Raw genomic sequence first — 25,785 nt, forward strand, 5'->3', positions numbered from 1 at the left:
AAAGGCGGAAAAGGTGTCTCGGCGTCCGACCTTTCCGCCTTTTCCGGGGTTTCCGAAGGCGATCCAAAGAAAGGCGGAAAAGGCGGAAAAGGTGTCTCGGCGTCCGACCTTTCCGCCTTTTCCGGGGTTTCCGCCACCTCTGTCGCTGGTTCCCCCCACGCGCGTTCAGATTTCTCCCCCCCTCCATTCCAACCATCCAACCAGGGAACAGCTGAAGCTGTTCCTCCCGACCGAGAGCACGCGAGCACTCGCGCGGGCACCGGCCAGCGCGAGCCAGCCGCCTCCGCCGCGACCGCCGTTGGCACCCTGGCCGACGAGCCTGGCCGCTTGCCGAGCGATGGCGGGACTGCTGACCCCGTGGCCGTCAGTTCAGACTCCGACCCGTCGGTCGATGGGCAAACCGCGAGCAGCCGCGGCCTTCCAAGCTGGGCGGAGTTCCTTGCGCTAGCTGCCGATGACGTTGCCGGCGATCCGAACGCCTGGAAGAGCCGCCAGGCCGGCAAGCTGGGCGCGGTGCGAGCGACCTACGGCACGCTGGCTGGCGTGTTCGGTCAGCACTGCAACGATGACATCGCCGCTGCGATCGAGACCTGGAAGTGCTTCGTGGCGGACAAGCGAGCAGCGACTTTCGCCGAGTCCGGAGAGCCGCTGTGGTCCGGCGTGACGGAGAACAACGTGGTTCGGACCGCGCGGCGATGGCTGAAGGACAGCCCGCTTGCCAAGCCCAAGGTTCGCCGGCCGCTGAACCTGGACCAGCCCAACGGTCCCATGGATGACATCCTCCGCAGACTGCCGCCGCGGCGCGGTCCGCTGAATCTCGACCAGCCGTACACCGAGTACGACGAGATGGTGCGCAACCCGCACTACCGTCGCCTCGTCCAGCGGGAAGGTGGCAACTGATGGGAACGCCGCCGCGCGCCGACATTGTCGCGGTGCACCCGGAGACGCCGCGGAACCGGGTGTACACCAAGTCTGCCGCAGAGGTGGCGACTCGCGCGCTGGCTTTCGAGGAGCAGGTGGCCAGCGGATCGCTGCCCGCGCTGACGTGGGGGATCCCCGTGGTCGACGCCACGGTGCGGACCATGTGGGCCGGCAAGCTGATCTACCTCGTCGGGCTGCCGTCGCACGGCAAGAGCATGTCTCTGGTGCACCTTGCGCGCCGCGAGTGCTGGCGCGTACAGGCGATGCGCGACGAGGAGAAGCGCGGCGGAGTTGTGGACGGCGCGGCGTCCAAGGCGTACGTGCTCTTTACGTCGCTGGAGGATCCCGAGCACGAGGTCCACGCGAGTATCACCGGCGCCCCGGCAACGCAGATCGAGGTGATGGAGCGCCGGCACGACCGGGAGGCGTACCGCCGCCATCTGCTCTACAGCGCGCTGGGGTGGCCGATCTACTACCAGGGCTACGACGAGGCCGAAGTGTCGGCCGGCATGTTGGAGGACTTGCCCAATCTGACAGTCGAGCAGGCATACCGCGAGATTCGCCAGCTGGAGGCTGACCACGGGATGCTCCCGACCGCATGGTTCGTGGACTACCTGCAGCTGTTCGCGTCGGAGCTTCGCGAGCGAACCGAGTCTGAAGAGCGGATCCGCATCGCCAACGTCTCCAAGCAGCTGAAGCGCATCGCCCGCACGCTGGGCATCCCAGTCGTCTGCGCGGCGCAGGCGAAGCAGACCGTCGACACGCGGTCGATTCCGATCCCGACCGACTCCGACATCCTGGGCTCGAACCAGCCGCGGCAGGACGCCGACGTGCTGATGTCCGTCTGGATGCCGGCGCGGCAGGGCGCCGGGCGCTGGGTTGACGGGCTCGAAGTGGACGGACTGACATACCCGCCTGAGGCCATTACGCCGGGGTTCACGGTGCTCTCGCTCTTCAAGCAGCGCGGCTTTCACGGCTTCGGACGCTGGGCCATCGAGGCTGACGTGAGAGAGAAGAGCTACCACTCGGTGCCCGTTCCGGCGCAGGGGTGGCACTCATGATCGTCAAGCGCACCCCCGACGTGACCGACATCGACCTGGACGTGCTCAAGCAGACGGCGCCGCTGCTGGAAATCGTCATGCGCGACACCACCCTCCGGCGGGAGAGTGCGAGCGACGGCGGCAGCTGGGCGGGTCCGTGCCCCTTCTGTGGCGGGACGGACCGCTTTACCTGCCGACCTCAGGGCCGGCCGTCGGAGGGCCTGCCACCGGGCTGGATGTGCCGCGGCTGCCGACCAAAGGGCGGCACGGTCATCGACTACCTCATCGCCCGTGATGGCCTGACGTTCCGCGAAGCGGTTGACACCTTGGCTCGTGATCACGGGTTCGCCGACTTGCAGCCTGAGCGCATCGAGGCGATCCGCATCGAAGTGACAGCCGCCGCGGCCCGCGAGCACATGCGTCGCGAGACAGCGCGCGAGAGCATGGCGGCCGACTGGGGCGCACGCCTTCCTGCCTGCCGCGCCGCGATGGATGCCGACGAGGCGCTGCAAGCACGGCTGGCTGCCGAGGGCGTCGGCTGGATCGCCCGCGACTACTTCGACCTCGGCGTGGTGACCTACCGGGGCGTGCGCGCGCTCGTCATCCCATGGCGCGGCTGGCAGGCAGGGAGTGACGGCGACGGCGATTGGCGACTGGATGCCGTCCAGCTGCGCGCACTGGACGGTTCGTTCCCTGGGCCCGACGGGCGGGACCGGCGCTACGAGTTCATCCACGGCTCGCGGCCCCAGCTGTTCAACGACGTCGCGCTGCAGCCAAGCATGGGGCGCGACTACTGCATCGTCGTCGAGGGCGCCAAGAAGGCGATGTCCCTGTTCAACGTCGGCGAGGGCATGGTCGTCGCGCTGGCCTCCAAAAGTGCTTGGCGACCGGAGTGGGCACAGCGGTTCGATCACTTCCGGCGCGTCGTGGTTGCGCTGGATCCCGACGCCTACTCGGAGGCACGGGCAATCTCGACGGCGATCCGCGGTGGTGTGGTGGCGAGCCTGCCGCTGAAGGTCGACGACATGCTGGCCGCGACGAAGGGTGACTACGCGCTCGTCCGGTCGTACCTCGACGCGGCGCGTCGCGCTGCATAGCTCTCTGGCCGATTCGAAGATGGAGGTGATGGTGATGTCAGGTGACTCGATGCCCTTGTTGGCGGCCCGCTCCCGATCCGCCGAGCGCCGCGCGCGCCGCACTGCCGCACCACGGCCGGTTGCCGTGCCCGCAGACGCGGCTCCCGACACGGCCCTGCCCGAGCGCTGGGCCGTCGAGCCGGCGCCGACGGAGCACCCGTGCCCGACGCTGGTCCTGTTCCTCGCGGCGACGCTGCTGCGCACCTACGAGCGCTCGGCGGACCGCCGCTGGGGCGAGCTCCTGCGCATGGTGGACGCCGCGCCGGACGGCAGCACGATGACCCCCAAGCAGCGCGCCGCCTACAAGCGCGAGCTGGCCCGCCGCGGCGACCTGATGGTCGAGGCGACGCGCCGCTGGTGGGCTCAGTACGGGGCCTACTGGCTGGAGGCGCCCGAGGCCGAGCCGGTTGAGCCGTCCGACGTGCCGTCCGACGAGCCGCAGGCGGCCGGCGGCGACAGCGAGGATGGCGACCAGTGAGCATGTCGACCGTTTCCGAGCTGCTGGCCGCCCGCGTGCTCGCGCAGGTGTTGCACTACGGCCAGGTCGACAAGGCCGGGCGGCCGTACATCGAGCACGTCGAGCGCGTGACCGCCGCGGTCGGGCTGGACGCCGCGCCGGCAGCGTGCCTGCACGACCTTGTCGAGGACACGCACGTCACGCTGGACGGGCTCGCCGCTGGCGGCTTCTGCACCGCGACCCTGGCGGCGGTCGACGCGCTTACCCGGCGTGACGGCGAGTCGTACCGCGACTACATCGACCGCCTGGCCACGAACGCCATCGCGCGCGCCGTGAAGCTGGCCGACCTGCGGGACAACCTGGACCCGCGCCGCGTCGAGGCTGCGCGCGCTGGCGGCCACGACACGACCGCGCTGGAGCAGCGGTACAACGACGCTGTGCTGCGGCTGCTGGCCCGTGAGGAGCGTGCGGCGTGACGCATCCGCAGCAGCCTGCCGAGGCAGTGATCGTCGCCGTGGACGGCGAGACGGGGCACGCGCACTCGGCGCGGATGGTCGGCGACGACCTGGGCCTTCGCCCCGTCGAGGACTTCGACGGTCAGCTGGCCGATCTGGAGCCGGACCTGGCGGCCCATGCGCGCGCCGTCGTGCTCGGCGGCGATGCGGCGGACTGGCGCCTGTGCGACCTGGCGGTCCTGGTGAGTCAGATCCATGGCGACGACTGGATCGAGCACCTGCCCACTCGGCCAGGTGGTGAGCCGATGCTGGCGCCAGGCACGTGGCGCAACCTGCGCACGACGGGCGAACGCTGGCCCGATCGAGCCGAGCGGGATGCGTGGCACCGTCGCGGCCTGGACCGCTCGCACCTGACGGCCGTGAACGCGCTTCGCGGGCGGGCGCCGGATGAGGCCGACGAGTGGCTCGATCGCGCCGCCGACAACGGCTGGACGGTGCGCGAGCTGCAGCGCGCCATGCGCGGCGACGAGGTGCCGGCCCCACCTGCCGACCCTGACGCTGCCAGCCTGACCGACGACCTGATCGCGACACTCCGGGCCGAGCTGGAGGAGCGCGGCGTCGTGCTGCTCTCCGAGGGGTGGTACGCCCTCACCGTCTCGCGCCTGCTGGAGGTGGTCGAGCGCCATCGCGGCGACGACGGCGCGTCATCGCGTGGCGCATGATGTCACCGCCTGCCACCCGCAGGACTTGCCACCCGGACATGTGTTCTGTATCCTGTGCTCAGACGCGAAGCGGAGTGACCAGGTGGGCGCAACGGACTGGCGCGGTGAAGACATGGCGGGGACGCTCTAGTGGCGCGCCGCGCCGCGCGTGTCGACAGCGCGCACACCGACGTGGTGGAGGGCTTGCGCGCGTTCGGCTGGTCCGTGGTGGACCTGTCGGCGGCTGGGGCGGTCGTGCCCGGACTGCCGGACCTCCTGGTGGGCATCGGTGGCGGCCTGCCGTTCGCGCCGAGCCCCAAGGTGCGGGGCGTGTTGGGGGCGGGCTGGTGCTGCCCGCTGGAGGTCAAGAGCGAGGGCGGCGTGCTGACCCCTGCGCAGCAGGAATGGCTGTGGCAGTGGCGCGGCCCGTCGGTGGTGGCTCAGTCGCCGGAGCAAGCGGCTCAGGCGCTCGATGCGCTGCGGCGCACACGCGGAAGGTAGGCGAGACGTGGGCACGATCGCCCCACCAGACCTGTCCTGCTGCTACCTGTGCGGGGCGCCGATCGGCGCCGACGACCAGGTGGTGATGGTCATCGAGGTGCCGCCCGGCGGCGAGCTGCGCGCGGAGACGGGCGGCCTTTCCAAGCCGCGCGTGCCGGCGGGTCTGAGCTGCGTCGCGTGCGCGGACCGCGTCCGCAGTGGCGGTGCGGCATGCCGGTGACCGCGGCGCGCGTCGACCCCGTCGAGGTGCTGGGCCGGTTCGCTGCGCGAGCCGACGCCGAGCACATGACCTACATGCCGCTCACGGTCAGCGGGTTGACCGAGGGCGAGATGGCCGCGCTCGTGACGCTGCGCCTGGCGGAGGCCGACAAGCGGGGCGCGTACCGCCTCACGGCCAGAGGGGCATCGGCGGCGGCCGAGCTGGCGGGGCCGGGGGCGTTTGACCTCGCTGCGCGCCTCGCAGCCGCGCGCGGCGTGGCCGGTGGCAGCGCCGCCAGTGCAGACGTGGCGCGCACCGCCGTGCTGCTGACGACGGATGACGAGCTGCGGCCCGCCTTGCGGGCGGCGCTCGCCGAGCTGCTGAGTGCACGCGCCAGCGGCAGCGTGGGGGCGGCGATGCCGTCGGCCGCGGACCGCGCGAAGAGCAGTGCGGGCGCGTCGAGCCCGAAGCCGTCACGGTGGGAGAACCTCTCCGACGTGCTGTCGAGTCAGCGCGTGGTCGTCTCGACGGGCGCCGGCCGATCAAAGGTGCTGGCCCTTTGCACGCCGTCCGACTTGCGGCAGGCGTCGACCTACTACGCCGCCAGCGCCGATGAGGCGCTCCGGCGCTCGGGCGCGTGCGCGGCGCTGGCCGACCTCATGGCCTTGTACGAGGCCGAGACGGTGGCTGACCTGGAGCGTGTGGCGCCTCAGAAGTTCTCCGAGGTGTGGTCATGAGCCGGCGCGGCCCTACTACCGGCGCCGCCCAAGCGCATCGCGTCCCGCCGGCCATGGCTGTTGCGGCCTCCATCCCAGTAGCGCCTGGCGGGGCGAGCGGCGAGCGCGCCAATAGAGGACTGCCTGCCGTTGGTCGCGCGCGCGCTCGCCGCTCGCCCGCCCTGGCGGCCGACCGTTCTACTTCCGGCGGTCAGCCCGAGCTACACGCGTCGGCTGCCGGGGCGGGTCTGGGCGAGGCGCCCATTCAACTGTCGGCCGACATGCCCAATGTTGGTGTGGCGCCCGCCCTGACTCCTCGGCTGCGCGGCGCGGCCATGCGCGTCTCGGCGCCCGGCAGTAGAACGCTGCGCCGCGCGGCTTTGCCGTCTTCCGAACCGGCTACGGGTCACTCGGCCGATGGGCCTCTGTGTTATGCGCCGGGCGGGAGCGGTGAGAGGCGGGGGCGGGGGGCCGACGGGCAAGCGGATCCCAAATTGGCGGCGCCGCTCGTCCCCGCCCACGCCTGGCGCGTCGCCGATGCCAGGCTGCTGCTGCTGGCCAGCGTGCTGGACGATCTGGAGTCGGCCCGCATCGCCGCCAGCAACCGCCTGCGGGCGTTCACGGCGACGCTGGGCGTCGACCCGGAGCAGCCCGAGGTGGTGGCGATGCGCCTGCTGGTCGAGGAGACGCAGGCCGTCGAGGACCGCGTGGCGGCCGGGCTCGCGAAGGCCATGAAGGCGCACCCGCTGGGGGCGTTGGTCGAGCGGACGAAGGGGCTGGGCCTGCGCCAGGCGGCGCGGCTCTTGTCGCTCATCGGCAACCCGGCGTGGCACGCGGTCCACCAACGGCCGCGCCGCCTGGGCGAGCTGCGGGCGTACTGCGGCATGCACGTTGTGCAGGCCGGTGGCGCCGGGGATGGCCATAGTGGGTCCGATGCCCGATCAGACTGCGCCGTCCCCGGCGTCGCGCCGCGTCGTCGGCGCGGGCAGCGGTCGAACTGGAGCGAGTCGGCCCGCAAGCGGGTGTGGTTGATCGCAGCGCAGGGGCTAAAGCTGCGCTGCAAGGCGTGCACGGCGGCCAGCCGGGCGGCGACGGAAGCCGACGTAGCCGGCTGGACACCGCCGCCGCCGGACTGCACGTGCGAGGGCGAAGGCTACGTGCTGCGCCGCGCCTACGACGACGCGCGCGCGAAGTACGCCGCGGCCGTCCATTCGGCGCCGTGCGAGCGCTGCGGGCCTGCTGGCAGCCCGGCGCCCGCGGGCTCGCCCTTGTCCGCCTCGCACCAGCACGGCCGGGCGCTGCGCATCGTGGGCAAGGCGGTGCTGCGAATGCTCTGGGAAGAGTCGATGGCGCTGTGCGGCTTCGAGCTGGCGGAAGCGCCGCCGGAGGTCAGCTCGAAGCCAGCGCGCCGCAAGAGCGGACGGCCGACCGATCCGGAGGCCGACCTCGATCTGCGGGCCCGCATGTGCGAGGGCAAGGTCCCGTGGCCCACGCGCTCCGCCGCGGTGCGGGAGCGTGACCGCCTGGCGGCGACGCTGCCGGGTCGCAAGTTCAAGACCTACCGGTGCCTCTACGGGGAGCACTTCCACGTCGGTGGCCAGCACTAGGGCCAGATCGGCGCGATTCCCGATGCGGTGAACGGCGAGGAGGAGAGCCATGCCGGAGTTCATCCACAAGGGCGGGCGTGTCTGGGTGCCCATCGTGAACGACGACGGCACGCAAGCCTACCGCTACCGGGTGACGGCGCGTGAGGACTGCCTGCGGAGCTACCCGCTGCTGTGGCCGTGCCCGGACGAAGCGACCGCCAGGGTCATGGCGGCGATCTTCGCGGGCGACTTCAGCGCGAGCCCGCGGAGCCGTCCCGCGCGTCCTGCGGCGCCCGCGGGGCTGACGCGGCCGGCGTTCGGGCAGATCGTGCAGGACGGCATTCCGGCGCTCGCCGCCCTTGGGGTGCCGGCCACCGTGGCATGCCGCCCGACGCGACGGGTTCCGCCTCAGCGCGAGCGAGTAGTGATCAAGGCGGCGCGGGCGCGAGCCGGGGCCGCGGTGATGGCGCGCCTGTTCGAGGCAGTGCCCAGCTGAGTGATCGACGTCCCGCCGGCTGAGGTGAGCCGAGGGGCGAGCTAGTCGATCGACACGAGAAGGAGGAGCCGATGTTCGGGCTGAAGGGTTGGGCGGCGGGGTGGGCGATGGCGGTGACGGCGCTGGTCGCCGTGACGGCGCTCACGTGGGCGGCGGACGGCGGGCCGCAGACGGTCCACGCGCTGAGCGTGGAGGCGAGCGCGGGCGCGCCGTGCGCCGACGCGCCGCTGTTGGACGCGAACACGCTGGCCGTGTTCTTCGCGCCGCTGGGCGCCGGGGAGTGGGGCGTCGAGGTGGAGGTGGTCGACGCGGCGACGTTCACCGTGACCGTGGCCGGCCAGAAGTACGAGGCGACGATCGGCGAGAACAACGTGGCGGTGGTGAAGGGGCCGGACGAGACGTCGGCGCAGTTGCTCGCGCGGGACATCTCGGTGTGCCTGGGCGGCGTGGCGTACGCCCGCGAGCAGCCGCCGGGCATGTGGACCGCGGAGGGCGGCTACGTGCCGCTCGTGCCGGTGGCGGACGAGCACTAGCGACGAGTCGTGCGCGCGGCCCTGCGGCTGGCGGTGAGCTCGCCGCGGGGCCGCGCGCCCACCGGAGACGATCGATGAAGACATGCACGAATTGCGAGTGTGCCCTGGCGACCGTGGCCGACGAGTACGGCCCGCCGGCGACTCCGGTGTGCTGGGAGTGCCACATGGGCATCCGCCCCTTGCGCGAGCCGGACGGGTTGGACGAAGCGCGGCGCGCGGTAGCGGCGGCCCTCTGCAAGTCGCGTGACCTAGCTAGCGAGGCAGAGGGCCTGCGAGACGAAGCAGACGACTTGGAGGTGGAGGCAGACGACCTGCGCCGCGAGATCGGCGAGCAGTTTGGCCTTGACTGGCCGGCGATAATGGAGATCGAGCGCGCGTTGGGCTGGAAGGGCGACGACGTCGACTGGGCCAAGCTGCCGCCGCTGAAGGTGGGCGGTCAGACGGCGAAGGCCGCTCCACTCGCCGCGCTGCCGTTGTTCGGTGTGGCGGCGTGAGTATCCCCGCTCCTCACTTTGACCCCTGCTGCGGATCAGCCGAGTGGCTGACGCCTCCGGCTCTCTTGCGTGCTCTCGGCGCGTTCGACCTCGACCCGTGTGCGCCAGTGAACTCGCCGTGGAAGACGGCTGAGACGATGCTGACGGTGGTCGATGACGGGCTCGCGCAGCCGTGGAGCGGTCGGGTGTGGATGAATCCGCCGTTCGGGCGCGGCGTGGATCGCTGGCTGGCCAAGCTCGCCGCGCATGGCAACGGCATCGCCCTGCTGCCGGCGCGCACCGAGACGGGGCCGTGGTTCAAGTACGTCTGGGGTGTGGCCGATGCAGTGGCCTTCGTCCGCGGCCGACCGCACTTTCACCGTCTCGACGGCGAGCGCGCGGCGCACAACTGCGGGGCGGCGATAGCCCTTGTCGCCTACGGCGTGCCGAACGCTTGGGCGCTTGTCAACAGCGGGCTCGGCGCAGTTGTGCTCACGCGATCGGCGGTGCCGGCGTGACGGCCGCCGAAGTGTCCGTCCTGGCCGCCTACGCCGTTGCCGCTCTCGCGCCGGGCTGCCTGGCGCTGGCTTGCCTGGCGGCGTGGCGAAGCTGGCGCGCGTGCCGCCGACGCCGGGCCCGCGGTGCGTGGCGCCAGGTGGTAGCCCTCGGCCCGCTGGTCACGCTGCCCCGCCGAGAGGACGCTGGCGCGTGAGCGAGGGCGTGCGCATCCCGCTCGTCGAAGCGCGCATGGCGGCGGACATCGCCTTGGTGTTGCTGGGGCCCGCCTGCGAGCGGATCGAGGTGGCGGGGAGCATCCGCCGGGAGGCGCCGGACGTGGGAGACATCGAGGTGGTGGCCGTCCCGCGCCGCGGCGCTCAGGCCGTCGACCTGTTCGGCAATGCTGTCGGCGAGGCGCCCGACTACCTCCACGACCTGTGCAACCGCTTGCGGGCCGAAGGTCGGCTGGCGCCCCGGCTGAACAAGCTTGGCCACGAGTCGTGGGGACGGAAGCTGAAGTGGGGCTACCTCTACCCGACAGCGCCTGAGGATGGCCGCATCGCCATCGACATCTACGCCTGCGACGCGGCCCAGTGGGGCGCAACGCTAGCGATCCGTACCGGGCCGGCGGACTTCAGCCGGCAGCTGGTCACCGCGCGCCCGGCCGGCGGCTACTGCCCGCCGCATCTCCACTTCCGCGACTGGCGGGTGGTGGAAAGGGCGGGCGGCGCGCCGCTGCAGACGCCGGAGGAGTCCGATCTGTTCGCCGTCCTGGGACTCGACTGGATCGAGCCGCGGGACCGGCGCTAGGAGGTGAGCGTTGAACGATGTCGCTCGGGGCACGCCCCCATGACGGCCGGTCTGTACTATGACCCGCCCAGCCGCGCGCGCCTCGCTGCGCTTGCCCTGGCCGCATGCCTTGTCATTGGCGCGACGGTTGCTGCCCTCTGGCGCGCGGCGGCCACGCCGCACGCCGAGGCGGCTGCGCGTCGCGCGGCGGTCGGCAGTGCGCCGTTGGCGCTGGCCACGGCCGGTGCGGAGCGCGCCGCGGACGTGGCGGAGGCCGAGCGCGAGGCGGCGGAGCGCGCCGCGTACGCAGCCATGCGGGCAGCCTGGCCCAGCTGGATGCCGGCTGCCGTCACGCGGTGGGCGCCGCTGGCGGAGGAGGCGGGCGAGCGGCACGGCGTCGACCCGGTGCTGATCGGCATCGTCATCCTCGTGGAGTCGGGCGGCGATCCGCAGGCGCTGAGCCCGGCCGGCGCGTCAGGGCTCATGCAGGTGATGCTGACGACGGCCAACGGCTTCGCCCGCCAGCGCGGACTGGAGGGCGTCACGGCGGCGCAGCTGTCGATGCCGGAGGTGAACCTCGACTTCGGTGCGATGATGCTGGTGGCCTGCCTGCAGCTCGTGCGGATGGTCGAGCCGGGCGTCGAGGCGGGCAGGGCTGTCGACCTGGCGGCCAGGTGCTACAACGGCGGCCCCGGCGGCCTCTCCGCCCCGGCAGCCGAGAGCGTGGCGCTGGGGCGGTGGGTGAGCGGCATGTGGAGCGAGCGGCACGACGACGAGTCGCAGACGTTCGCGGCGTGGCTGGCGGCGGGCGGGCGGGTGGCTCGGTGAGCGTGACGCACTCACGGAGCGCCAAGCGCATGGGGCGGTGGATGTCACGTGATCGTCGTCGTTCGTGCGGTCACAAGGTCAGCTATGCGACCGAGGACGAGGCTTGGGGGGCGGCGCGGAGGATTGAGCGGCAGGAGGGTGGTGGCCAGCTGTTCGCTTATCGGTGTGCGTACTGCGGCGGATGGCACTTCGGCCACCGCTCGGGGAGGAGGATGGCGACAGGATGAACGATGACGACGACCTGCCTAGTTGGGTTCTTGATTCTCCCGGCGAGCCTCAGAATCGCACGGCACCAGGCCGGCCCGCCCCGCGGCCATTTCGCCTCCCGGAGTCGTCCCCATTGGAGTTTAGGGACGAGGGGAGGTGGTACGGGAAAGTCCTGCTGTGCCCTGCATGTGGTTTTGATCACACGCGCCCGCGCCGCGTATCGCGGTGGGGCGAAGACGTGGCAGTGGCGTTCTACTGCGAGGGGTGTTTCGGGGAGATGGCGCTATTGATCACAAATCACAAGGGGCACACGTCGATGCGGTGGGCGTTCGCCCCGCTGAACGGTCGCGCGTCGGACGACGCTCAGCCCAGCGCGGAGGCAGCTCCGTGACGCACCCCTACCGCTTGGTCCTCATTCGCGGCCTGCCCGGCAGCGGCAAGTCCACGATGGCGGCACAGCTCGCCGAGCGCGGCTACGTCCACTTCGAGACGGACCAGTTCTTCGAGCGCGGAGGGCGCTACCGATTCCACCAGCACCTTCTGCGCGAGGCGCACGCCTGGTGCGAGTACCGCGTCGAGGCGGCGCTCGAAGCCGGCCGCTCGGTCGTCGTCGCCAACACGTTCACGCGGTTGTGGGAGATGGACGCCTACCTGAGCATGCTCTCGGGTGTCGTCGTGATCGAGGCTACCGGCACGTGGGCAAGCGTTCACGGTGTCCCGCCCTACAAGGTGGACGACATGCGCGAGCGGTGGGAGCCTCTTGAGCCGACCGAGGGCGTGACGCTGATGACGTTCGACGAGCTCCTGGCCGCGCTGCCCCCAACGACCACCTTCAATCCTTAGTCTCGCCCTCGCAACCCCTAGCCCGCCCACCGCGTAGGCTGAGCGCGTGCGGCATGAACTGCCCGCCGCACTCGCACGCATTCAGGAGCCCGACATGCACACCCGCACCGCCCGCGTGGCGCTCAGCCTCGCCGTGATCGTTCTGCCGATCCTTCACCGCGGCGTGAGCGCCGGACCCGACCAGCAGCCCGTCGACCCGCCGGCCGCCGCCACGATGTCGGCCATCCGCCTGGCCACCGTCTCGGCGCGCCTGGCCACCGTGGAGGCCCACCATGAGGCGGCGCTCGCGTCGGCCTGGGAGTGCGCCGCTCGCGTAGCGGCCGCCCAGACCGCGCTCGCCCCTGTGACGCCGACCCCGAGTGCGCCTCTTCTGGTTCCGTGAAGTCATAGGATGCGGGGTGTGCAACATGCCCTTCATGTGGTATCATGCACAGCGTGAACGCCGACGACCGGCCAGACCACGACGAGCAGGCAGGCGATGCCGACCAGGCCATCGTCTGCATCGAGCTGTGGCGCACGCCCAGCGGCGGCGGCCTGACGTGCCGTCTGCGCCGCGCCAGCGGTGACGAGTTCCTGCAGTTCGACAGCGTGGACCTCGCCGAGGTAGCGCGCGGCCTGCGGCGCCTCGCCGACCGCGACGCGGCCGAGCTGCAGCGGCGACAGGCGGACCCTTCCCGACAGCGGGAATCGCGGCCGCAATGGAAGGGGGCAGGCAACGGGCCGGCCCGTCCGTCGGCTACGCCGGCCTACGTGGGCGAGATCGAAGAGATCCTTGCGACGGCTGGCTGGCCGCCAGCCGGGGGGCAGTAGGATGGCGCGTCGGCACTACACCGAGCACGACAAGGCTGTCGCCTTGGCAGCGCTGGAGGCGAACGGCGGCAACGTGTCGGCCACGGCCCGCGAGACCGGCGTGCCGAGCGCGACCTTGCGGCTGTGGCGTGACGCGCCCGAGCGGGCGGCGCCGGCAGAGAAGCGCTCCCGTGCGCGCGGGGAGCTGAGGGACGTTTACAAGAGCGTGGCCGAGAAGGCCACCGAGCTGCTGGACGACACGCTCGACGGGCTGACGCCCGAAGCGGTGGCCAACAACCCAAAGCTGCTGGCGGCGCTGTCGAGCGTGGCGGCCACGGCGACGGACAAGTACCGCCGTCTGGCGGTGGAGGGCGAGGCGCTCGACGAGCTGCGCAAGCGCGCGGCCGAGGCCGGGGTGACCGAGCAGGACATCATGGCCGAGGTCGAGCGCATCCTGGCAGGTGGCGAGTGATGACGACCGCGGCGCCGCCGGCCGTGCGCGAGGTCCAGCGGGGCGTACGGGCGCCGTGGTTCGGCCCGCCGGCAGCCCGCGCGGGACGCGTGGCGTCGGACGTGCTGCCGCTGGCGATCCGGCGGGCCATCGCGCGCCGCGCCGAGGAGCAGCAGGGGGCGGAGTACCGGGCGTTTCGCGAGCGGTACTTCCACGATCCGGCGGGCTTCGCGCGCGACTGCATCGTGTGGAAGCCAGGCGAGGGGCTGACGCCCTACCAGATCGAGGTGATCGGCTCGCTGGCCGATCATGACCGCGTGTCGGTGCGGGGGCCGCACGGCCTGGGCAAGAGCACGATGGGCGCGCTGGTCATCCTGTGGTTCGCGCTCACCCGCGACGGGCTGGACTGGAAGGCGGTGACGACGGCGTCGGTGTGGCGCCAGCTCACCAAGTTTCTGTGGCCAGAGGTGCACAAGTGGGTGCGCCGGGTCGATTGGCAGCGGGTCGGGCGCGAGCCCTTCCGTGAGGGGCACGAGCTGTTGGACCTCGCGCTCAAGCTGTCCACGGGCGAGGCATTCGCGGCGGCGAGCGACAAGCCAACGGCGATCGAGGGCGCGCACGCGGACCACCTGCTGTACCTGTTCGACGAGGCCAAGGCGATCGTGTCTCCGACGTGGGACGCGGCCGAGGGCGCCTTCAGCGCCGCGGGCAGTGACACTCCGCAGCATGCGCACGCCTTCGCCACCTCGACGCCAGGCGACACGGCTGGCCGCTTCTACGACATCCACCAGCATGCGCCCGGCTACGAGGACTGGAAGACGAGGCACGTTACGCTCGACGAGGCGGTTGATGCCGGGCGCATCAGTCGGCAGTGGGCTGCGCAGCGCAAGCGCCAGTGGGGCGAGGACAGCGCGCTCTACCAGAACCGCGTGCTGGGCGAGTTCGCGGCCGGCGACGACGGCGGGATCATCCCGCTCGCGTGGGTGGAGGCGGCGCAGGCACGCTGGCGGGCTGCGCGCGACGCGGGCCAGCTCGACGAGCTGCCCGAGGTCGTCGGCGTGGACGTGAGCGATGGGGGAGACGACAAGACGTACATCGTGCCGCGGAGAGGGCACGCGGCCATGTCGCTCATCGACGTGACCCCCAAGGCGCGCGGCGAGACCATGACGATCGCGGGCCGCGTGAAGGGGCTGGCCGACGGGGTGGAGGAGCGCGGCGGGCATCTGCTGGCGGTGGTCGACAGCATCGGCGTGGGGGCGGGCGTGGTGTCGCGGCTGGGCGAGCTGGAGGTGGCGGTCGAACCGTTCAACGCCAGCGAGAGCACCAAGCTGCGCGACATGTCGGGCAGCTTCGGCTTCCTCAACAAGCGCGCCGCGGCCTACTGGAACCTGCGCGAGATCCTGGACCCCGAGAGCGGGCTGGACGCCATGCTGCCAGACGACCCGATGCTGACCGCCGAGCTGACGGTGCCGCAGTACCGCATGAGCTCGGGCGGGCGGCTGCAGCTGCAGTCGAAGGACGACGTGCGCCAGAAGCTCGGCCGCTCGCCTGACCGCGCCGACGCGGTCGTCATGGCGTTCTGGGGGCAGCCAACGGGCGGCACGATGGGCGCCCTGCCGTGGGCGGCGCGGAAGGCGGAGGGCAGCGGAGAGGCCGAGGCGGGCGGAAGGGCGAGTGCACCGCGGCGGCGCTCGTCGTCGATGGGCGCGCTGCCTTGGGACCGGAGGTGATGGCGATGACGGAAGCGCAGGCGGCACTGCTGAGCCAGATGATCATGAACCTGGGGGGCCACGGCTCCGCCCTCCGCGTCGGCAGCGGGGTGGCCGGGGCGCTGGCAAGCGGCGAGTGCGAGCTGCCGACGCGGGCCGACGGCGGCCAGGTGACGCACCTGTTCGGCCTGCCGGTCGTGCTCGACGACACGCTCGCGGCCGACGAGGTCGTGTTGGTCAGCCTTGCTCGCATGCGGCTGGGCACGCTGAACGTGCCGCCGCGGGCGCAGCCCGAGCCGCGGCCCGCGCTGCAGGCGGCCACATCGGACTGGCGTGACACCGTGCGCCAGCGCGGCGCGGGCCAGCAGGCGGGTGGGCTGTGATGCTGGCCGTGACGCCGGGCGCAGCGGCCCTCGCCTTCGCCGTGCTGGCGCTGGCGGTCTACCGCGTTGCCCTGCTGCTGGCCGTCGAGGCGGGCCCGTGGGCGCTGGCCGAGCGGTGGCGGGCGTGGGTGGAGCGCCGTCGCGGTGGCGGTGGATGGGACGCACAGGTGGGCGAGTACGGCGACTGGCTGTCGGAGGGCGTCCACTGCCCGTGGTGCTTGGCGTGGTGGCTGGCGCTGCCCGCGGCGCTGGCGTGGGGCGCGCTGACAGGCGCGTCGCCCGCGCTGGTGGCGGCGGCATGGCCGGCGATGGCAGCCGTGACGTGCGTGCTGCACAAGTAGAAGGAGGGGCGGGTGAAGGGTGAGCCGCAGACCCAGGGCCTGGCCGCGCCCGTGCCGCCCGTCGTGTTCGTCGTGGGGCAGACGCGCCCACCGTACGACGGCACGGTGTGGGAGCTGGTCGGCGCGTTCAGCAGCGAGGAGCTGGCCGTCGCGGCGTGCATGGACGCCGACTACTTCGTCATGCCCGTGCAGGTCGACTCGTTCGCACCGAGCGAGTCTGTAGTGCATTTCGGCTCGTGGTACCCGGCCACCATGCAGCGGCCAACCGCCGTGTGGTACTGCGAGGCGTGCGGCGTCGAGGACGGCATCCACATCGACCCGGCCAGCGGGGCGGTGGACGGCGCGCACCAGGTGCACGAGGCGCACGCCCGCCGCTCGCCCGCCTGCCGCGTGGAGGGGACGCGGCGCATCCGTGTGCGCAGGCTGCGGGGCGGGGCGGACGACGGGCGCCGTACCGCGCGCGCCGAGCTGATCGCGGCGAGCTAGGCGGCATGGGCCGTGACCGGCAGCGCGACGAGGCCATCGAGGCGCTGCGGCGCGTCGCCGAGCTGATGGGCGGGGCGCCCACGGTGGAGCAGGCGGGCCGCATTCTCGATGAGGCAGTAGCCTGGGGGCTGCGGATGGACGAGCTGACCGTGCCGCCGACGGTAGCGAGCATCGGGCACGTGGCCGTTGCCGAGGCGGTGGCGGCGGGGCTGAAGGACAGGAAGGCCGACGACTGACGGGCGGCCACGCGAGACGGGCGGCGGTTGGGGGAGAGATTGGGGATTTGGACTTGAGCGCTGTGCGAGTGGATCCGGATCAGGCAAGGCGGCACCGGCTGGCCCGAGCCGCGGAGCGGGCCGCCGGCATCGAGCGGCCCACCTTCGCGTGGGACAGCACGCGGCTGGGGGCGGACGACGTGACGCACGCGAGCGTCGTGGCGCCTGACGGCCAGCGGGAGTACCAGCTGGGCAGCCAGCGTCAGGGCGCCGCGCCGAGCGCCGCCCTTGGCGGCGGGCTGGGCGACGATGCGGCGGCGAGCGACCTGGAGGACCGCGGGCTGCTGGCGCGCTGCTGGGTGGCGTACCGGTGCCTGCAGATCAGGGCGGACGGCATCATGAGCCTGCCGCCGATGCCGACCCGCGGACGCGGCGAGTTCAAGCGGCCAGTCACAACCGGCCGGCTGGTCGACCTGCTGGACCGCGTGAACGCCCACTGGGACTTCCCGACGCTCATGGCCATGACCGACTGGACGGTGGCCACGAGCCGGCGAGGGGCGTTCTGGGTGCTGGACGCCTGGGACGAGGACGACAAGCCGACCGAGATCTGGTGGGCGGCGCCCGACAAGATGCGCGTGGTGCCGGGCTCGTCGGTGAAGGGCGCTACTGGGGCCGATCGCTACATCAGCCACTTCGTGTACGACGATGGGTCGCGGCAGGGCCTGCGGCTGGAGCGGCGGCAGGTGGTTTGGTTCCGCGTGCCGGACCCCGCCAACGAGTTCGGCAACCTCACGCCGTTCGTGGCCATGAGCGAGTCGGCGCGGCTGGCGATGTTCGCGCTGTCGGCCAACGCGCTGATCTTCCAGAACGGCCTGACCGGCGCCGGCATCATCACGCCCGACGACGTTGGGCAGGCGCTGACCCCGCAGCAGAGCACGGACATCCAGCAGCTGCTGCGTGAAGTCCTCAAGGGGCGGGCGAACTACCACAAGGTGCTGGTGCTCAACAAGGCGCTGCGCTACCAGCCGATGAACTTCAGTCCGCGCGACGCGCAGTTCGCCGAGCTGCTGGAGCTGACGGACCGCCAGATCTGCATCGCGGCGGGCATCCCCAAGCCGCTCGTCGAGCCGACCGACTCGACGTTTGCCAATACCGACGGCGCGCGCGGGATCCTGTGGACGAACACTCTGATCCCGCTTGCCATCCGCTACGCCGCCACGATCCGCGAGCAGCTGATCGCCGTCCACTTCCCGGAGGAGGCGGACGGCTTCGAGTTTGACACGAGCGGCGTGCCTGAGCTGCAGGAGAGCGCCAACGCCAAGGCGGAGCGTGACCGGGCGCGGCTGGAGATGCTGTCCACCGTCGCCGGCCACCTGGCGGGCGGCGTGGTGAACTACGACGGCGCCGTCGCCATGGCGCACGCCTTCGCCGGTGTGACGCTCGACGAGGCCCGCGCGATGCTTCCGCCGCCCGCTGCCGGGGTGAAGAGCGACAAGGTCATGGCGGTCGGCTCGCAGCAGCAGGCCACCAGCATCATCGTGCAGATGAACGCTGGCCTCATCCAGCCGCCTCAGGCGCAAGCCATGCTGGTCAACCTGTTCGGCGTGCCGCCGGACGTGGCGCACGCGTTGACGACCCCCGGAGTGGCCGGCGCTGCCCAGCCGCGGCCCGCGGCGCCGCTGCCGCTCTCGCCGCCTAGTCCGCCTCGCCTGCCGCCCCCGGCGCGCAGCGTGCGGGTGCGGCGGCGGGTGGGCGAGCCAGTGATCGTCGAGGGCAAGGCGCCGCGGCACCTGAGCGAGGCCGAGCTGGTGGCGCTGGGCGCGCTGCCGGCGGGCGACCCGTGGGCGTATGGCGGGGAGCGGCACCGCGCGCATGTGCGCAAGACGGAGGCGCTGGAGGACGAGCACCGCCGCGAAGTCGAGGCGGCTATCCTGCGCATGTTCGACGTGCAGCGCGACACGCTGGTGCGGGCCCTGGAGCAGCTGACTCCCGACGAGCTGGCCGGCATCGTGGCCGACGCTGCCGATGCCGACGACGCGGCGCGTGCGATCGTCGAGCGGATCCTGCCGCGCGCCCGCTTCGTGGGGCAGTCGTCCGGCGCACTGCTGGCGGCGCTGGAGCCGCTGGCGGCGGCGGTGGCGCGCGACACGATCGAGGGGCTCGGCGTGGCGGCGGCGGCCGAGCTCGCCGCGGCGGCGGCACCGGACATCGGCGCGGCGCTGCTCATCCGCGGGCGGGTGTTCGCGGAGCTGACCGTCGACACGACCTGGAAGGACGTGGCGAAGCTGATCGCTCGCAGCCTGGCCGAGTCGGGCGGCGACCTGGCCGCGCTGTACGGCGACGTGCGGAAGGTGGGCAGTCTCGCCTACGCGGTGTCGGGGCGGCTGGCCGACGTTGGCCCGACGCGCGCCGAGACCATCGCCCGCACCGAGGTTCACGGCGCGGCGCAGAACGTCGGGTACGTGTCGGCCACGCGGGCGGGTGCCAGATCGAAGCGCTGGCTGACGGCGCTCGACGGCCTCGTGCGGCCGGACCATGCCCAGCTGCACGGGCGCGTCGTGCCGATCGACGGCATGTTCGAGGTGGCCGGCGCACGCGCACCGGCGCCCGGCATGTTCGGCGTGGCCGAGCTGGACATCGCGTGCCGCTGTCAGGCGGTCTACGGCATGGAGGCATGATGGGTAAGCGACGGACGGGACGGCCCGACAGCCAGGCGATGGTGGACGTGGCGCTGGCCCGCGGCGGCGAGCTGTCGGAGCATGACGAGGCCGCCCTGCTGGATGCGGCGGCGGCGTTCCGCACGCTCTACTACGGCATGACGCACGGCGTCCATCCGCTTCCCGAGAGCGTCGCGCAGACGATCATCGTCAACCATGCCATCGCGGCGCTGAACGCGGCGATCGGGGTCAATGATGCCGATTAGGCTGCAGCGCGAGCCGTGCGGCTGCGGGCGCGCCGACGTCGCCCGCATGTTGCGCCGGGCGCTGGGGCATCTGGAGCATGGCCGTAGCGCCCAGGCTCACGGCGTGCTGATCCAGCTGCAGCGGGTGTGCGCCGCGGCGCCGGATGCAGAGGGCGTGGCCGCCACCGCCGCAGCGCGGGTGGTCGTGTCGCCGCTGGCCTAGAAGTCGATCGTCGGCTGCTGTCGGCCGACCTCGGCGTACAGCCGAACGCGGTACACTCCGCCGTCCACGCTGATGTCCGCGCCCTCGCTCGCCCGGTAGATGCCGCGCCGCGCCTTGGCTGCCGCGAGCCCGGCGGTGAACGCGACGAGCTGCGGAGAGACGATCGAGCCACTGGCGCTATCGACGAGTGGCAGCCCTCGCATCGCGCCGGCCGCGGCGCGCTCGACGGCGTCACGATCGAGCACGATCTCGACGGCCGGCGCCTCGGCGCGCGTCGCCTTCCGCGGCCGTCCGCCGCGAGACCGACCCTCGGTCGCCGCCAGCGCCTCGACGGTCGCGCGCTCAATGAGCCACAGCCGCGGGCCGGATCGCTCCGCTCGTAGCTGCCCCGCCGCAATCATCGCTCGCACGCGGCGGGGAATGACACCTAGCGCCTGGGCAGCCTCGGCCACCGTCATCAAGTCGGCCATCGTCATGCCTCGTCCGATCGTCTTGCACGTCGCCGCGGTCATGCTACCATCCTTCCGTCGTGACCCCTTTCGAGGTGGTCGTGATTGCTGTGGCCGAGGGCGGGCGCCGAAAGGCTACCCGCCCTCGTTCGCGTGTGGGGGTTAGGCGGCGGCCAGACGTTCGATCGCCGCGTCGCGCATGCCGCGAGCCAGCACCGGGAGCCACCGGCCGCCGACGCACCCGCTGAGGCCGGCGTCGATCGCTGCGTCGGACCACGCCGCCGGGTTGTCGCCGTAGCCCTCCGCGGCCATGCGGGCGCACACGGCGGCGCCCCACCGCCTGGCGGCGGTCGCCAGGTCTGCGGCGTCCGCAGTCGGCGCCGCCGGCGCCGCGGCGAGCGGTAGCTGCACCGCGCTCATCGCCGCGCCTCGCGCTTCGCACGCCGCATCGTCCGCCCGTAGCTGATGACGAGGCTGCGCGCCGCGCTGCGCTCCTCGGCCGTCATGGGCCGGCCGTGCATCTCGCCCGACGCCAGCTTGGCCACCATCGCGTCGCCAAGCCGCACCGCCTCGTCGAGCGCCTTCACGAGCGAGCGCAGCTCGCGCACCTCGCGCACCCCCTCAACGACGATGCGGCCGGCGCGGTCGTACGTGGCCGTCTCGCGCGCCCGCTGCCGGGCCGAGCGGGAGCGAATGCCGCCGACGTCCAGCTCGGGGTTGGCCGCGTACGCGACGGCCGAGGCGCGCTCGCTGGCCGCGGTCATGCGGCCCTCGATGCGGTCGATCCGCGCGACGAGGGCGGCGCGGACGGCGGGCCAGTCGGCGACGGGCAGCGGGGCGGGCGGCTTCATGCCGCCACCTCGTCGCCCTTGCGCGGTAGCACCGCCGGGAGCGGGCGCGCGGTTGCCACCACCGCGGCGGCAGCCATGCGGACGCGGTGGTCCGCGGCGCTCATCCGGGCCGCGTCCAGCTCGGCGAGCGCCCGCGCGTCCACCGCCACCATGGTCGCCGCCAGGCCGCGCCGTTCGGCATCGGAGCGGCTGTCGGGCTGCGGGAGCGGCGTCTGATCCAGCGCCCGCAGCATCATCCGCACACGGGCACGGCCGGGCCGGTCGTGCTCGTCGCCGATGCGCGTGACGTACTGGATCAGGTCGCTCAGCGCGTCTGCGTCCACATGGACGCGGGCCGTCGTCGCGGGCGAACCGTTCATGCCGCCACCTCCTCGATCTCGGGATCCTCGCCCGCCGCCCACGCGTCCATCAGCCGGTTCATCTGCTCGACCGCCGCGTCGTAGTCCTCCTGCGCCCACTTCGTGCGCCCAGCGTCGCGGCACGAGCGGTCGCCGGCGTCCCAGCCGACGCGGTGGACCAGGCTGGTCCAATGGCCAGGTGCGGCGCGGAAGGGGTAGGTCTTCGTGCTCATCGTTCGTCACCTCCAAGGGGTGAGGGGGCCGGTCTCCCGGCCCCCTTCGGCTGTCAGTCGAGCTCGCCCGCGTACACCCGGCCGGCGTAGGCGTTCGCCGCGGCGTCGCCCATGCCGCTCCACTCGGCCCACCGCTTCGCATCCGCCGCGGCCTCCGCGGCGTGCCGCTGGCGAGCCGTGGGGCGGGTGACGTAGGGGGCGTACAGCCCGCGGGCCCGGCAGAGCCAGTCGGGGATGAACAGCGAGCCCGTCGCCTCGCCCAGCGTGACCTGCGAGAGCGGGAGCCAGACCGTCTTGTCCTGGCAGCGGATCTGCAGAGCGCGAGCGGTCTTGCTCAGCAGGTCGAACTCGGTGCGGAGGAAAGTCATCTGATCGTTGCCCTTTCGTGTGTGCCTTTGCGGGCGGCGGTCGCGATTGCTGATGACCATTATACCTATATCGGCACAGATTGCAAGTGCCTTGCGGTCCCTATGGGGTCGAGTTATCCACAGTCCATGAGGCGCGGCGCGAAGATGAGAGAATCGGCGCGCCTCTTGACTTGGCGGGCGAGAGCGGTATAATACTGGCAAGCAATCACGCCATGCCCGATCCGTCGGGTGAACACGAGAGGACGACTGCAATGGGCTACAGCCACTACCTGGACCGCCGCGTTGACCTGACCGACGAACAGTGGATCGCGCTGCAGGCGGCGGCCGTCGGCATCCTCGCCGCCTGCGAGGCGCGCGGGATCAGTATCGCCGGGCCGGACGGCGACGGGGAGCCGATCGTCGGACCCTTCGAGATCGCGTTCAACGGCAGCTCGGCCGTCGATGGGGCTTACGAGTCGTGCGTCGTGACGCGCATGGCGACCGGTCCGGGGTGGACCAAGACCGGGTTCTGCCAGGTGCGCCCCTACGACCTGGCGGTCACGGCGGTCTACTTGGCCGCGGCGACGATCGCGCCCGACGCTTCGGCGCTGGACAGCGACGGCGACCTCGACGGCGCCGACTGGGCGCCCGCGCGCGAGCTTGTGGCGGCGCTCGGCGTGGGGCGGGTCGGCGAGCTGTCGCCGCGCTGGCCGGTCAACTGGGCGCCGTTGCTCGACGCGGCCGACGTGCTGGCGCCGCGGGCCGTGCAACTGTCGGCGGGCGACGCGCCGACGTGGGCCGTGCCGTCGGGGGCGAACCCCGGCCACGGCTACATCGTCACCGGGCCGGCGTCCGCGCCCGTCGATCGGCTCGACGTCGCCCGCTACATCTGCAACTGCCCGTGGGGCCGGCCGCAAGGGCCGAGCGGTCGGCCTGGCGTTGGCTGCAAGCACGCGCTGGCGGTCATCGCGCGGCGGCTCGACGGCCAGCGCGAGCGGGTCAAGGGCGCCGCGTAGGCGGCATGCGCTCGGCGGGGCGGTGGGCTCAGCTCCACCGCCCCGCCGTAGGTGCGAGCGGATGCGGCGCGTAGGACTTGACAGCAGCAACGAAGCCGCCTATACTCTCACCGCGGCCGCCTTCGCCGGGCGGCAACAGGGCTGGAACGGCCAGCCACATAAGGTTCGGCAGGGGACGCCAAGCACAAGAGTGGCGCCCCTGCCGCCGCAGATCAGACGCCCGCCCTCGGCCATCGTCCAGGGGCGGGCGTTCGCTGTTCACGGCGACGGGAACGCGGGGGCGATATGTCGGCAGGGGGCGACATGGGCGGGCTACCAGACGACGCGGGCTTCACGGCCGGCGGCGTGTTGCTGCCCACCTACGGCCGCGCCCGACTCGACGCGCGAGGGCTGGCGGCTGCGCGTCGTGACATCGCGTCCGAGCCGGCGGGGTCGCCGATCCCGTTCGTGCTCGCCACGCCAGGCGTCAAGCGCGACGGGCTCGACCTGGCCGGGCGGCCGTTCTATCTCGACCGCTACCGCGACAACCCGGTGGTGCTGCCGTTCCACGACGACCACAGCTTCCCGTGCGGGCGCGGCGAGATCACGGCGACGGCTGTCGGCCGGGGCGCCGAAGTGCTGCGCAGCGTGGCGTGGTTCGACCTGGAGGATCCGGTCGGGGCGATCGCCGACCGTAAGTACCGCCAGCTGTTCATGCATGCCGTCAGCCTGTCGTGGCAGGACATCGACCACAGCGGCGTGCCGGTGCGCTCGACGCGCCAGCAGGTCGCCGCGCACGACGTCATCGAGTTCTCGATCGTCGCGGTGCCGGGCGACTGGAGCGCGCTCGCCGAGCGTGGCGTCAGCCGGCGCGGGCAGCGGCTGAGCATCGAGTCGCGGTACCGCCGGTGGCTCGCCCGCCAGGGCGTGACGACCGACGACCGCGAGGCGTGGCGGGACTTCCTTGCGGACGTGGCGGCGGCGCTGCCTGGAGGCGACCGCCGCGAGCGCGTCGCCGCGGTGCTGCGCCGGCTGCAACTGTGCGATGGCGCGGCGTGCGCCGTCATGGCTGGAGGGATCATGGACGGAAAGCGGGACGTGACAGGCGTCGCCGTCACCCAGACGGTTGGCAGCCCGGCCGAGGAGGGCAGCGCCGCAGGCGTTGCGCAGCTGCCGCCGGAGGTGATGCAGGCGATCGTCGAGTCCGTGACCGCCGGGCTGGCGGCGCCGGCCGGCGGGACGGCGATCAGCGTGAACAAGAGCAAGGCCAAGAGCGGGCAGGTGCCCGGCATGCAGGCCGCCGAGGTGACGCTGACCGTGGCGTTGCCGCCGGCGGTCGTGCAGCAGCTTGCCCAGGCGGCGGTTGCCGACGCGACGGCCGGACTCGTCGCCGAGCCGGCGGCCGACGCGCCGTGGCCCGACATGCCGGTCGGGACCGCGGGCGAGATGGGGATGGGACAACCGGCTGCCGATGCGGGAGCCGTCGAGGTGCTGTACGGCCGCACGGCCGACGGCGCCGACGACACGAGTGCCGAGGACCGTTGGCGGGCGGCCGCGCAAGTGATGCGCGCGCTGTTCGTGGACGTGCCCGACGAGGCCGACGACCGCGAGCGCAAGACCGTCTACACGAGCCTGCTGCCGGACTACCGGCGCGCGGGCAAGGTGCCGCCGAAGTTCGTTCCGGCGGCCTGGCTTCGGCCGCTCTCGATCGAGGCGCGCCGCAGCCTGCTTCTGGAGGGAGAGGCCGACATGCAGATCGTGGGTACGGTGGCGGGCGCGCATGCCCGCAAGGGCACGCCGATCAGCGCGGCGCGGCGCCAGCGGATCCGCGGCGCGGCCGACGGGATCAAGGCGGCAGTGAAGGACATCGCCAAGCACGCCGACGACCTGGGCGCCATGCTCGACGAGCTGGATGCCGGTGGGGAGGAGCGCTCGGCGACGGGCGCAGCAGCCACCGCGGGCACGCGCTCGATCGTGCTGGACCGCACTCAGCCGGGTGCCGAGGTCGTGGCGTCGCTGCTGCAGGCGCTGGGCTACGAAGTGGCCGACAGCGCCGCCGACGGCGACGAGGCCATCGACGACCAGCCGGGCGACGGCGGCAGCGCGCGCGGCTGCGGGTGCGGCGGCGGGCGGCCCAAGCCCACGAGCAAGCCGCGCCCGTCGAGCGGACCGCGGCCGACCGGCGGCAAGGCGCGGGCTGCGGCGCTCGATACGGCGACGCTCGACGCCATCGCCGCGCTACTGCCGGAGGGCGTGCGGGTGCAGCTGGTGACGGGCGAGGACGCGGGCGACGCGCCAGCCACCGCGGGCGAGCGCGGGCAGCGGGGGGCGGCGCTGGCGGATGCGCTCTACAGCGTGCTGGAGATGGTGGCCGGCCCCGACGAGCTCGCCCAGAACCAGGCAGTGGTGGATGCCAGCGGTGCGCTCGGCATCGAGCCCGACCTGGTGCTGGCGTGGCTGAACGGTGAGGGCGAGTGCCCTGAGCACGAGGTGCTGCAGGCGCTGGCCGACACGTGGGGGGCCGACGCTCAGCTGCTCATCGACGCGGCGACGGCTGACGGCTGCACGTACGACGAGGAGCCGGAGGCAGGCACCACGCCGGTGGCCGATCCGGGGGCCGGGTCGCCCGAGGATCCGGAGTTCGCACAGGCGTTCGACGCTCTCACGACTCGGCTGGCGGCACTGCCCGTCTAG

At 72.5% G+C, this 25,785-nt stretch carries 36 protein-coding genes; 30 read left to right on the top strand and 6 right to left on the bottom strand.

Translation table 11 applies throughout. The features are described from left to right. The 28 genes from Q0599_RS06630 to Q0599_RS06765 form a co-directional block, all read left to right on the top strand. The coding region (locus Q0599_RS06630) for a hypothetical protein (protein WP_298827435.1) at positions 1 to 900 on the top strand (900 nt) is incomplete at its 5' end. Continuing rightward, positions 900 to 1,982 (top strand): DnaB-like helicase C-terminal domain-containing protein, encoded by a 1,083-nt coding sequence (locus Q0599_RS06635; protein WP_298827438.1) that lies wholly within the window; start codon positions 900 to 902, stop codon positions 1,980 to 1,982. The genes Q0599_RS06630 and Q0599_RS06635, both read left to right, overlap by 1 nt. Next, entirely contained in the window at positions 1,979 to 3,058 is a 1,080-nt protein-coding gene (locus Q0599_RS06640) for a primase-helicase zinc-binding domain-containing protein (protein WP_298827440.1), read from the top strand. Before Q0599_RS06635 ends, Q0599_RS06640 begins: the two co-directional genes overlap by 4 nt. A 124-nt stretch (positions 3,059 to 3,182) precedes the next feature. Then, complete coding sequence (locus tag Q0599_RS06645) at positions 3,183 to 3,575, top strand: hypothetical protein (RefSeq protein ID WP_298827442.1); 393 nt, start codon at positions 3,183 to 3,185, stop codon at positions 3,573 to 3,575. 2 nt (positions 3,576 to 3,577) lie between these two features. Beyond that, positions 3,578 to 4,030: a hypothetical protein gene (locus tag Q0599_RS06650; RefSeq protein ID WP_298827445.1), complete on the top strand. Its 453-nt coding sequence runs from the start codon at positions 3,578 to 3,580 to the stop codon at positions 4,028 to 4,030. A 26-nt stretch (positions 4,031 to 4,056) separates the two neighbouring features. Further along, entirely contained in the window at positions 4,057 to 4,731 is a 675-nt protein-coding gene (locus tag Q0599_RS06655) for a hypothetical protein (protein WP_298827448.1), read from the top strand. A 129-nt stretch (positions 4,732 to 4,860) separates the two neighbouring features. Continuing rightward, on the top strand, positions 4,861 to 5,211 hold the full coding sequence (locus tag Q0599_RS06660; RefSeq protein WP_298827451.1) for a hypothetical protein: 351 nt from the start codon (positions 4,861 to 4,863) through the stop codon (positions 5,209 to 5,211). 7 nt (positions 5,212 to 5,218) lie between these two features. Beyond that, on the top strand, positions 5,219 to 5,431 hold the full coding sequence (locus Q0599_RS06665; RefSeq protein WP_298827453.1) for a hypothetical protein: 213 nt from the start codon (positions 5,219 to 5,221) through the stop codon (positions 5,429 to 5,431). Further along, positions 5,422 to 6,147: a hypothetical protein gene (locus tag Q0599_RS06670; protein ID WP_298827455.1), complete on the top strand. Its 726-nt coding sequence runs from the start codon at positions 5,422 to 5,424 to the stop codon at positions 6,145 to 6,147. Before Q0599_RS06665 ends, Q0599_RS06670 begins: the two co-directional genes overlap by 10 nt. Positions 6,148 to 6,620: 473 nt before the next feature. Next, positions 6,621 to 7,733: a hypothetical protein gene (locus Q0599_RS06675; protein WP_298827457.1), complete on the top strand. Its 1,113-nt coding sequence runs from the start codon at positions 6,621 to 6,623 to the stop codon at positions 7,731 to 7,733. Between the two features lie 49 nt (positions 7,734 to 7,782). Further along, a complete protein-coding gene (locus Q0599_RS06680) occupies positions 7,783 to 8,208 on the top strand; it encodes a hypothetical protein (RefSeq protein WP_298827459.1) in 426 nt (141 codons plus the stop codon). Between the two features lie 71 nt (positions 8,209 to 8,279). Continuing rightward, entirely contained in the window at positions 8,280 to 8,741 is a 462-nt protein-coding gene (locus Q0599_RS06685; RefSeq protein ID WP_298827461.1) for a hypothetical protein, read from the top strand. 164 nt (positions 8,742 to 8,905) lie between these two features. Further along, positions 8,906 to 9,235 (top strand): hypothetical protein, encoded by a 330-nt coding sequence (locus Q0599_RS06690; RefSeq protein WP_298827463.1) that lies wholly within the window; start codon positions 8,906 to 8,908, stop codon positions 9,233 to 9,235. Then, a complete protein-coding gene (locus tag Q0599_RS06695) occupies positions 9,232 to 9,732 on the top strand; it encodes a DNA N-6-adenine-methyltransferase (RefSeq protein ID WP_298827465.1) in 501 nt (166 codons plus the stop codon). The genes Q0599_RS06690 and Q0599_RS06695 overlap by 4 nt, the downstream gene beginning before the upstream one ends. A 190-nt stretch (positions 9,733 to 9,922) precedes the next feature. Then, positions 9,923 to 10,522 carry a hypothetical protein gene (locus Q0599_RS06700; protein ID WP_298827466.1) on the top strand — a complete coding sequence of 200 codons (600 nt, stop codon included), beginning with the start codon at positions 9,923 to 9,925 and terminating at the stop codon, positions 10,520 to 10,522. A 39-nt stretch (positions 10,523 to 10,561) separates the two neighbouring features. Further along, on the top strand, positions 10,562 to 11,329 hold the full coding sequence (locus Q0599_RS06705) for a transglycosylase SLT domain-containing protein (RefSeq protein WP_298827468.1): 768 nt from the start codon (positions 10,562 to 10,564) through the stop codon (positions 11,327 to 11,329). Positions 11,330 to 11,923: 594 nt separating this feature from the next. After that, positions 11,924 to 12,379 (top strand): AAA family ATPase, encoded by a 456-nt coding sequence (locus tag Q0599_RS06710; RefSeq protein WP_298827471.1) that lies wholly within the window; start codon positions 11,924 to 11,926, stop codon positions 12,377 to 12,379. Positions 12,380 to 12,473: 94 nt separating this feature from the next. Further along, positions 12,474 to 12,761 carry a hypothetical protein gene (locus Q0599_RS06715; RefSeq protein WP_298827473.1) on the top strand — a complete coding sequence of 96 codons (288 nt, stop codon included), beginning with the start codon at positions 12,474 to 12,476 and terminating at the stop codon, positions 12,759 to 12,761. A 53-nt stretch (positions 12,762 to 12,814) separates the two neighbouring features. Next, the gene (locus tag Q0599_RS06720; protein WP_298827476.1) at positions 12,815 to 13,189 is read left to right on the top strand and encodes a hypothetical protein; all 375 of its coding nucleotides are present in this window, start codon (positions 12,815 to 12,817) and stop codon (positions 13,187 to 13,189) included. Position 13,190: 1 nt separating this feature from the next. Next, complete coding sequence (locus Q0599_RS06725; RefSeq protein ID WP_298827478.1) at positions 13,191 to 13,640, top strand: transposase; 450 nt, start codon at positions 13,191 to 13,193, stop codon at positions 13,638 to 13,640. After that, positions 13,640 to 15,349: a hypothetical protein gene (locus Q0599_RS06730; RefSeq protein WP_298827480.1), complete on the top strand. Its 1,710-nt coding sequence runs from the start codon at positions 13,640 to 13,642 to the stop codon at positions 15,347 to 15,349. Before Q0599_RS06725 ends, Q0599_RS06730 begins: the two co-directional genes overlap by 1 nt. Positions 15,350 to 15,354: 5 nt before the next feature. Further along, complete coding sequence (locus tag Q0599_RS06735) at positions 15,355 to 15,711, top strand: hypothetical protein (protein ID WP_298827483.1); 357 nt, start codon at positions 15,355 to 15,357, stop codon at positions 15,709 to 15,711. Continuing rightward, positions 15,711 to 16,052 (top strand): hypothetical protein, encoded by a 342-nt coding sequence (locus Q0599_RS06740; protein ID WP_298827485.1) that lies wholly within the window; start codon positions 15,711 to 15,713, stop codon positions 16,050 to 16,052. The genes Q0599_RS06735 and Q0599_RS06740 overlap by 1 nt, the downstream gene beginning before the upstream one ends. 12 nt (positions 16,053 to 16,064) lie before the next feature. Next, positions 16,065 to 16,538: a hypothetical protein gene (locus Q0599_RS06745; RefSeq protein WP_298827488.1), complete on the top strand. Its 474-nt coding sequence runs from the start codon at positions 16,065 to 16,067 to the stop codon at positions 16,536 to 16,538. 5 nt (positions 16,539 to 16,543) lie between these two features. After that, entirely contained in the window at positions 16,544 to 16,774 is a 231-nt protein-coding gene (locus Q0599_RS06750; RefSeq protein WP_298827491.1) for a hypothetical protein, read from the top strand. A gap of 62 nt (positions 16,775 to 16,836) precedes the next feature. Further along, the gene (locus Q0599_RS06755; RefSeq protein WP_298827563.1) at positions 16,837 to 19,431 is read left to right on the top strand and encodes a phage portal protein; all 2,595 of its coding nucleotides are present in this window, start codon (positions 16,837 to 16,839) and stop codon (positions 19,429 to 19,431) included. 47 nt (positions 19,432 to 19,478) lie between these two features. Further along, positions 19,479 to 19,676: a hypothetical protein gene (locus tag Q0599_RS06760; protein WP_298827492.1), complete on the top strand. Its 198-nt coding sequence runs from the start codon at positions 19,479 to 19,481 to the stop codon at positions 19,674 to 19,676. Beyond that, a complete protein-coding gene (locus tag Q0599_RS06765) occupies positions 19,663 to 19,878 on the top strand; it encodes a hypothetical protein (RefSeq protein ID WP_298827494.1) in 216 nt (71 codons plus the stop codon). The genes Q0599_RS06760 and Q0599_RS06765 overlap by 14 nt, the downstream gene beginning before the upstream one ends. Here Q0599_RS06765 and Q0599_RS06770 read toward each other — a convergent pair. The 6 genes from Q0599_RS06770 to Q0599_RS06795 form a co-directional block, all read right to left on the bottom strand. Beyond that, positions 19,875 to 20,390 carry a helix-turn-helix domain-containing protein gene (locus Q0599_RS06770; protein WP_298827497.1) on the bottom strand — a complete coding sequence of 172 codons (516 nt, stop codon included), beginning with the start codon at positions 20,388 to 20,390 and terminating at the stop codon, positions 19,875 to 19,877. The genes Q0599_RS06765 and Q0599_RS06770 overlap by 4 nt on opposite strands. 99 nt (positions 20,391 to 20,489) lie before the next feature. Continuing rightward, positions 20,490 to 20,747: a hypothetical protein gene (locus Q0599_RS06775; RefSeq protein ID WP_298827499.1), complete on the bottom strand. Its 258-nt coding sequence runs from the start codon at positions 20,745 to 20,747 to the stop codon at positions 20,490 to 20,492. Continuing rightward, positions 20,744 to 21,178, bottom strand: coding sequence for a hypothetical protein (locus Q0599_RS06780; protein ID WP_298827502.1), 435 nt, complete (start codon positions 21,176 to 21,178; stop codon positions 20,744 to 20,746). Before Q0599_RS06780 ends, Q0599_RS06775 begins: the two co-directional genes overlap by 4 nt. Next, positions 21,175 to 21,537: a hypothetical protein gene (locus tag Q0599_RS06785; protein WP_298827505.1), complete on the bottom strand. Its 363-nt coding sequence runs from the start codon at positions 21,535 to 21,537 to the stop codon at positions 21,175 to 21,177. The genes Q0599_RS06780 and Q0599_RS06785 overlap by 4 nt, the downstream gene beginning before the upstream one ends. Continuing rightward, entirely contained in the window at positions 21,534 to 21,749 is a 216-nt protein-coding gene (locus Q0599_RS06790) for a hypothetical protein (protein ID WP_298827508.1), read from the bottom strand. Before Q0599_RS06790 ends, Q0599_RS06785 begins: the two co-directional genes overlap by 4 nt. A gap of 53 nt (positions 21,750 to 21,802) precedes the next feature. After that, on the bottom strand, positions 21,803 to 22,117 hold the full coding sequence (locus Q0599_RS06795; RefSeq protein WP_298827511.1) for a hypothetical protein: 315 nt from the start codon (positions 22,115 to 22,117) through the stop codon (positions 21,803 to 21,805). A gap of 251 nt (positions 22,118 to 22,368) precedes the next feature. Here Q0599_RS06795 and Q0599_RS06800 point away from each other — a divergent pair, with 251 nt between their 5' ends. Beyond that, positions 22,369 to 23,112: a hypothetical protein gene (locus Q0599_RS06800; RefSeq protein ID WP_298827514.1), complete on the top strand. Its 744-nt coding sequence runs from the start codon at positions 22,369 to 22,371 to the stop codon at positions 23,110 to 23,112. A 303-nt stretch (positions 23,113 to 23,415) separates the two neighbouring features. After that, positions 23,416 to 25,785 (top strand): hypothetical protein, encoded by a 2,370-nt coding sequence (locus Q0599_RS06805; RefSeq protein WP_298827517.1) that lies wholly within the window; start codon positions 23,416 to 23,418, stop codon positions 25,783 to 25,785.

It is taken from the genome of uncultured Piscinibacter sp., from assembly GCF_937952055.1.
Lineage (GTDB): Bacteria > Pseudomonadota > Gammaproteobacteria > Burkholderiales > Burkholderiaceae_C > Piscinibacter.

What these genes read in the sequence shown, in the direction of transcription:
- Q0599_RS06635 (WP_298827438.1), top strand. Translation starts at nt 900, where the DNA reads ATGGGAACGCCGCCGCGCGCCGACATTGTCGCGGTGCACCCGGAGACG.
- Q0599_RS06640 (WP_298827440.1), top strand. Translation starts at nt 1,979, where the DNA reads ATGATCGTCAAGCGCACCCCCGACGTGACCGACATCGACCTGGACGTG.
- Q0599_RS06650 (WP_298827445.1), top strand. Translation starts at nt 3,578, where the DNA reads ATGTCGACCGTTTCCGAGCTGCTGGCCGCCCGCGTGCTCGCGCAGGTG.
- Q0599_RS06670 (WP_298827455.1), top strand. Translation starts at nt 5,422, where the DNA reads ATGCCGGTGACCGCGGCGCGCGTCGACCCCGTCGAGGTGCTGGGCCGG.
- Q0599_RS06680 (WP_298827459.1), top strand. Translation starts at nt 7,783, where the DNA reads ATGCCGGAGTTCATCCACAAGGGCGGGCGTGTCTGGGTGCCCATCGTG.
- Q0599_RS06685 (WP_298827461.1), top strand. Translation starts at nt 8,280, where the DNA reads ATGTTCGGGCTGAAGGGTTGGGCGGCGGGGTGGGCGATGGCGGTGACG.
- Q0599_RS06690 (WP_298827463.1), top strand. Translation starts at nt 8,906, where the DNA reads ATGGGCATCCGCCCCTTGCGCGAGCCGGACGGGTTGGACGAAGCGCGG.
- Q0599_RS06705 (WP_298827468.1), top strand. Translation starts at nt 10,562, where the DNA reads ATGACGGCCGGTCTGTACTATGACCCGCCCAGCCGCGCGCGCCTCGCT.
- Q0599_RS06715 (WP_298827473.1), top strand. Translation starts at nt 12,474, where the DNA reads ATGCACACCCGCACCGCCCGCGTGGCGCTCAGCCTCGCCGTGATCGTT.
- Q0599_RS06725 (WP_298827478.1), top strand. Translation starts at nt 13,191, where the DNA reads ATGGCGCGTCGGCACTACACCGAGCACGACAAGGCTGTCGCCTTGGCA.
- Q0599_RS06730 (WP_298827480.1), top strand. Translation starts at nt 13,640, where the DNA reads ATGACGACCGCGGCGCCGCCGGCCGTGCGCGAGGTCCAGCGGGGCGTA.
- Q0599_RS06735 (WP_298827483.1), top strand. Translation starts at nt 15,355, where the DNA reads ATGACGGAAGCGCAGGCGGCACTGCTGAGCCAGATGATCATGAACCTG.
- Q0599_RS06740 (WP_298827485.1), top strand. Translation starts at nt 15,711, where the DNA reads ATGCTGGCCGTGACGCCGGGCGCAGCGGCCCTCGCCTTCGCCGTGCTG.
- Q0599_RS06750 (WP_298827491.1), top strand. Translation starts at nt 16,544, where the DNA reads ATGGGCCGTGACCGGCAGCGCGACGAGGCCATCGAGGCGCTGCGGCGC.
- Q0599_RS06765 (WP_298827494.1), top strand. Translation starts at nt 19,663, where the DNA reads ATGATGCCGATTAGGCTGCAGCGCGAGCCGTGCGGCTGCGGGCGCGCC.
- Q0599_RS06770 (WP_298827497.1), bottom strand. Translation starts at nt 20,390, where the DNA reads ATGACCGCGGCGACGTGCAAGACGATCGGACGAGGCATGACGATGGCC.
- Q0599_RS06775 (WP_298827499.1), bottom strand. Translation starts at nt 20,747, where the DNA reads ATGAGCGCGGTGCAGCTACCGCTCGCCGCGGCGCCGGCGGCGCCGACT.
- Q0599_RS06780 (WP_298827502.1), bottom strand. Translation starts at nt 21,178, where the DNA reads ATGAAGCCGCCCGCCCCGCTGCCCGTCGCCGACTGGCCCGCCGTCCGC.
- Q0599_RS06785 (WP_298827505.1), bottom strand. Translation starts at nt 21,537, where the DNA reads ATGAACGGTTCGCCCGCGACGACGGCCCGCGTCCATGTGGACGCAGAC.
- Q0599_RS06790 (WP_298827508.1), bottom strand. Translation starts at nt 21,749, where the DNA reads ATGAGCACGAAGACCTACCCCTTCCGCGCCGCACCTGGCCATTGGACC.
- Q0599_RS06795 (WP_298827511.1), bottom strand. Translation starts at nt 22,117, where the DNA reads ATGACTTTCCTCCGCACCGAGTTCGACCTGCTGAGCAAGACCGCTCGC.
- Q0599_RS06800 (WP_298827514.1), top strand. Translation starts at nt 22,369, where the DNA reads ATGGGCTACAGCCACTACCTGGACCGCCGCGTTGACCTGACCGACGAA.
- Q0599_RS06805 (WP_298827517.1), top strand. Translation starts at nt 23,416, where the DNA reads ATGGGCGGGCTACCAGACGACGCGGGCTTCACGGCCGGCGGCGTGTTG.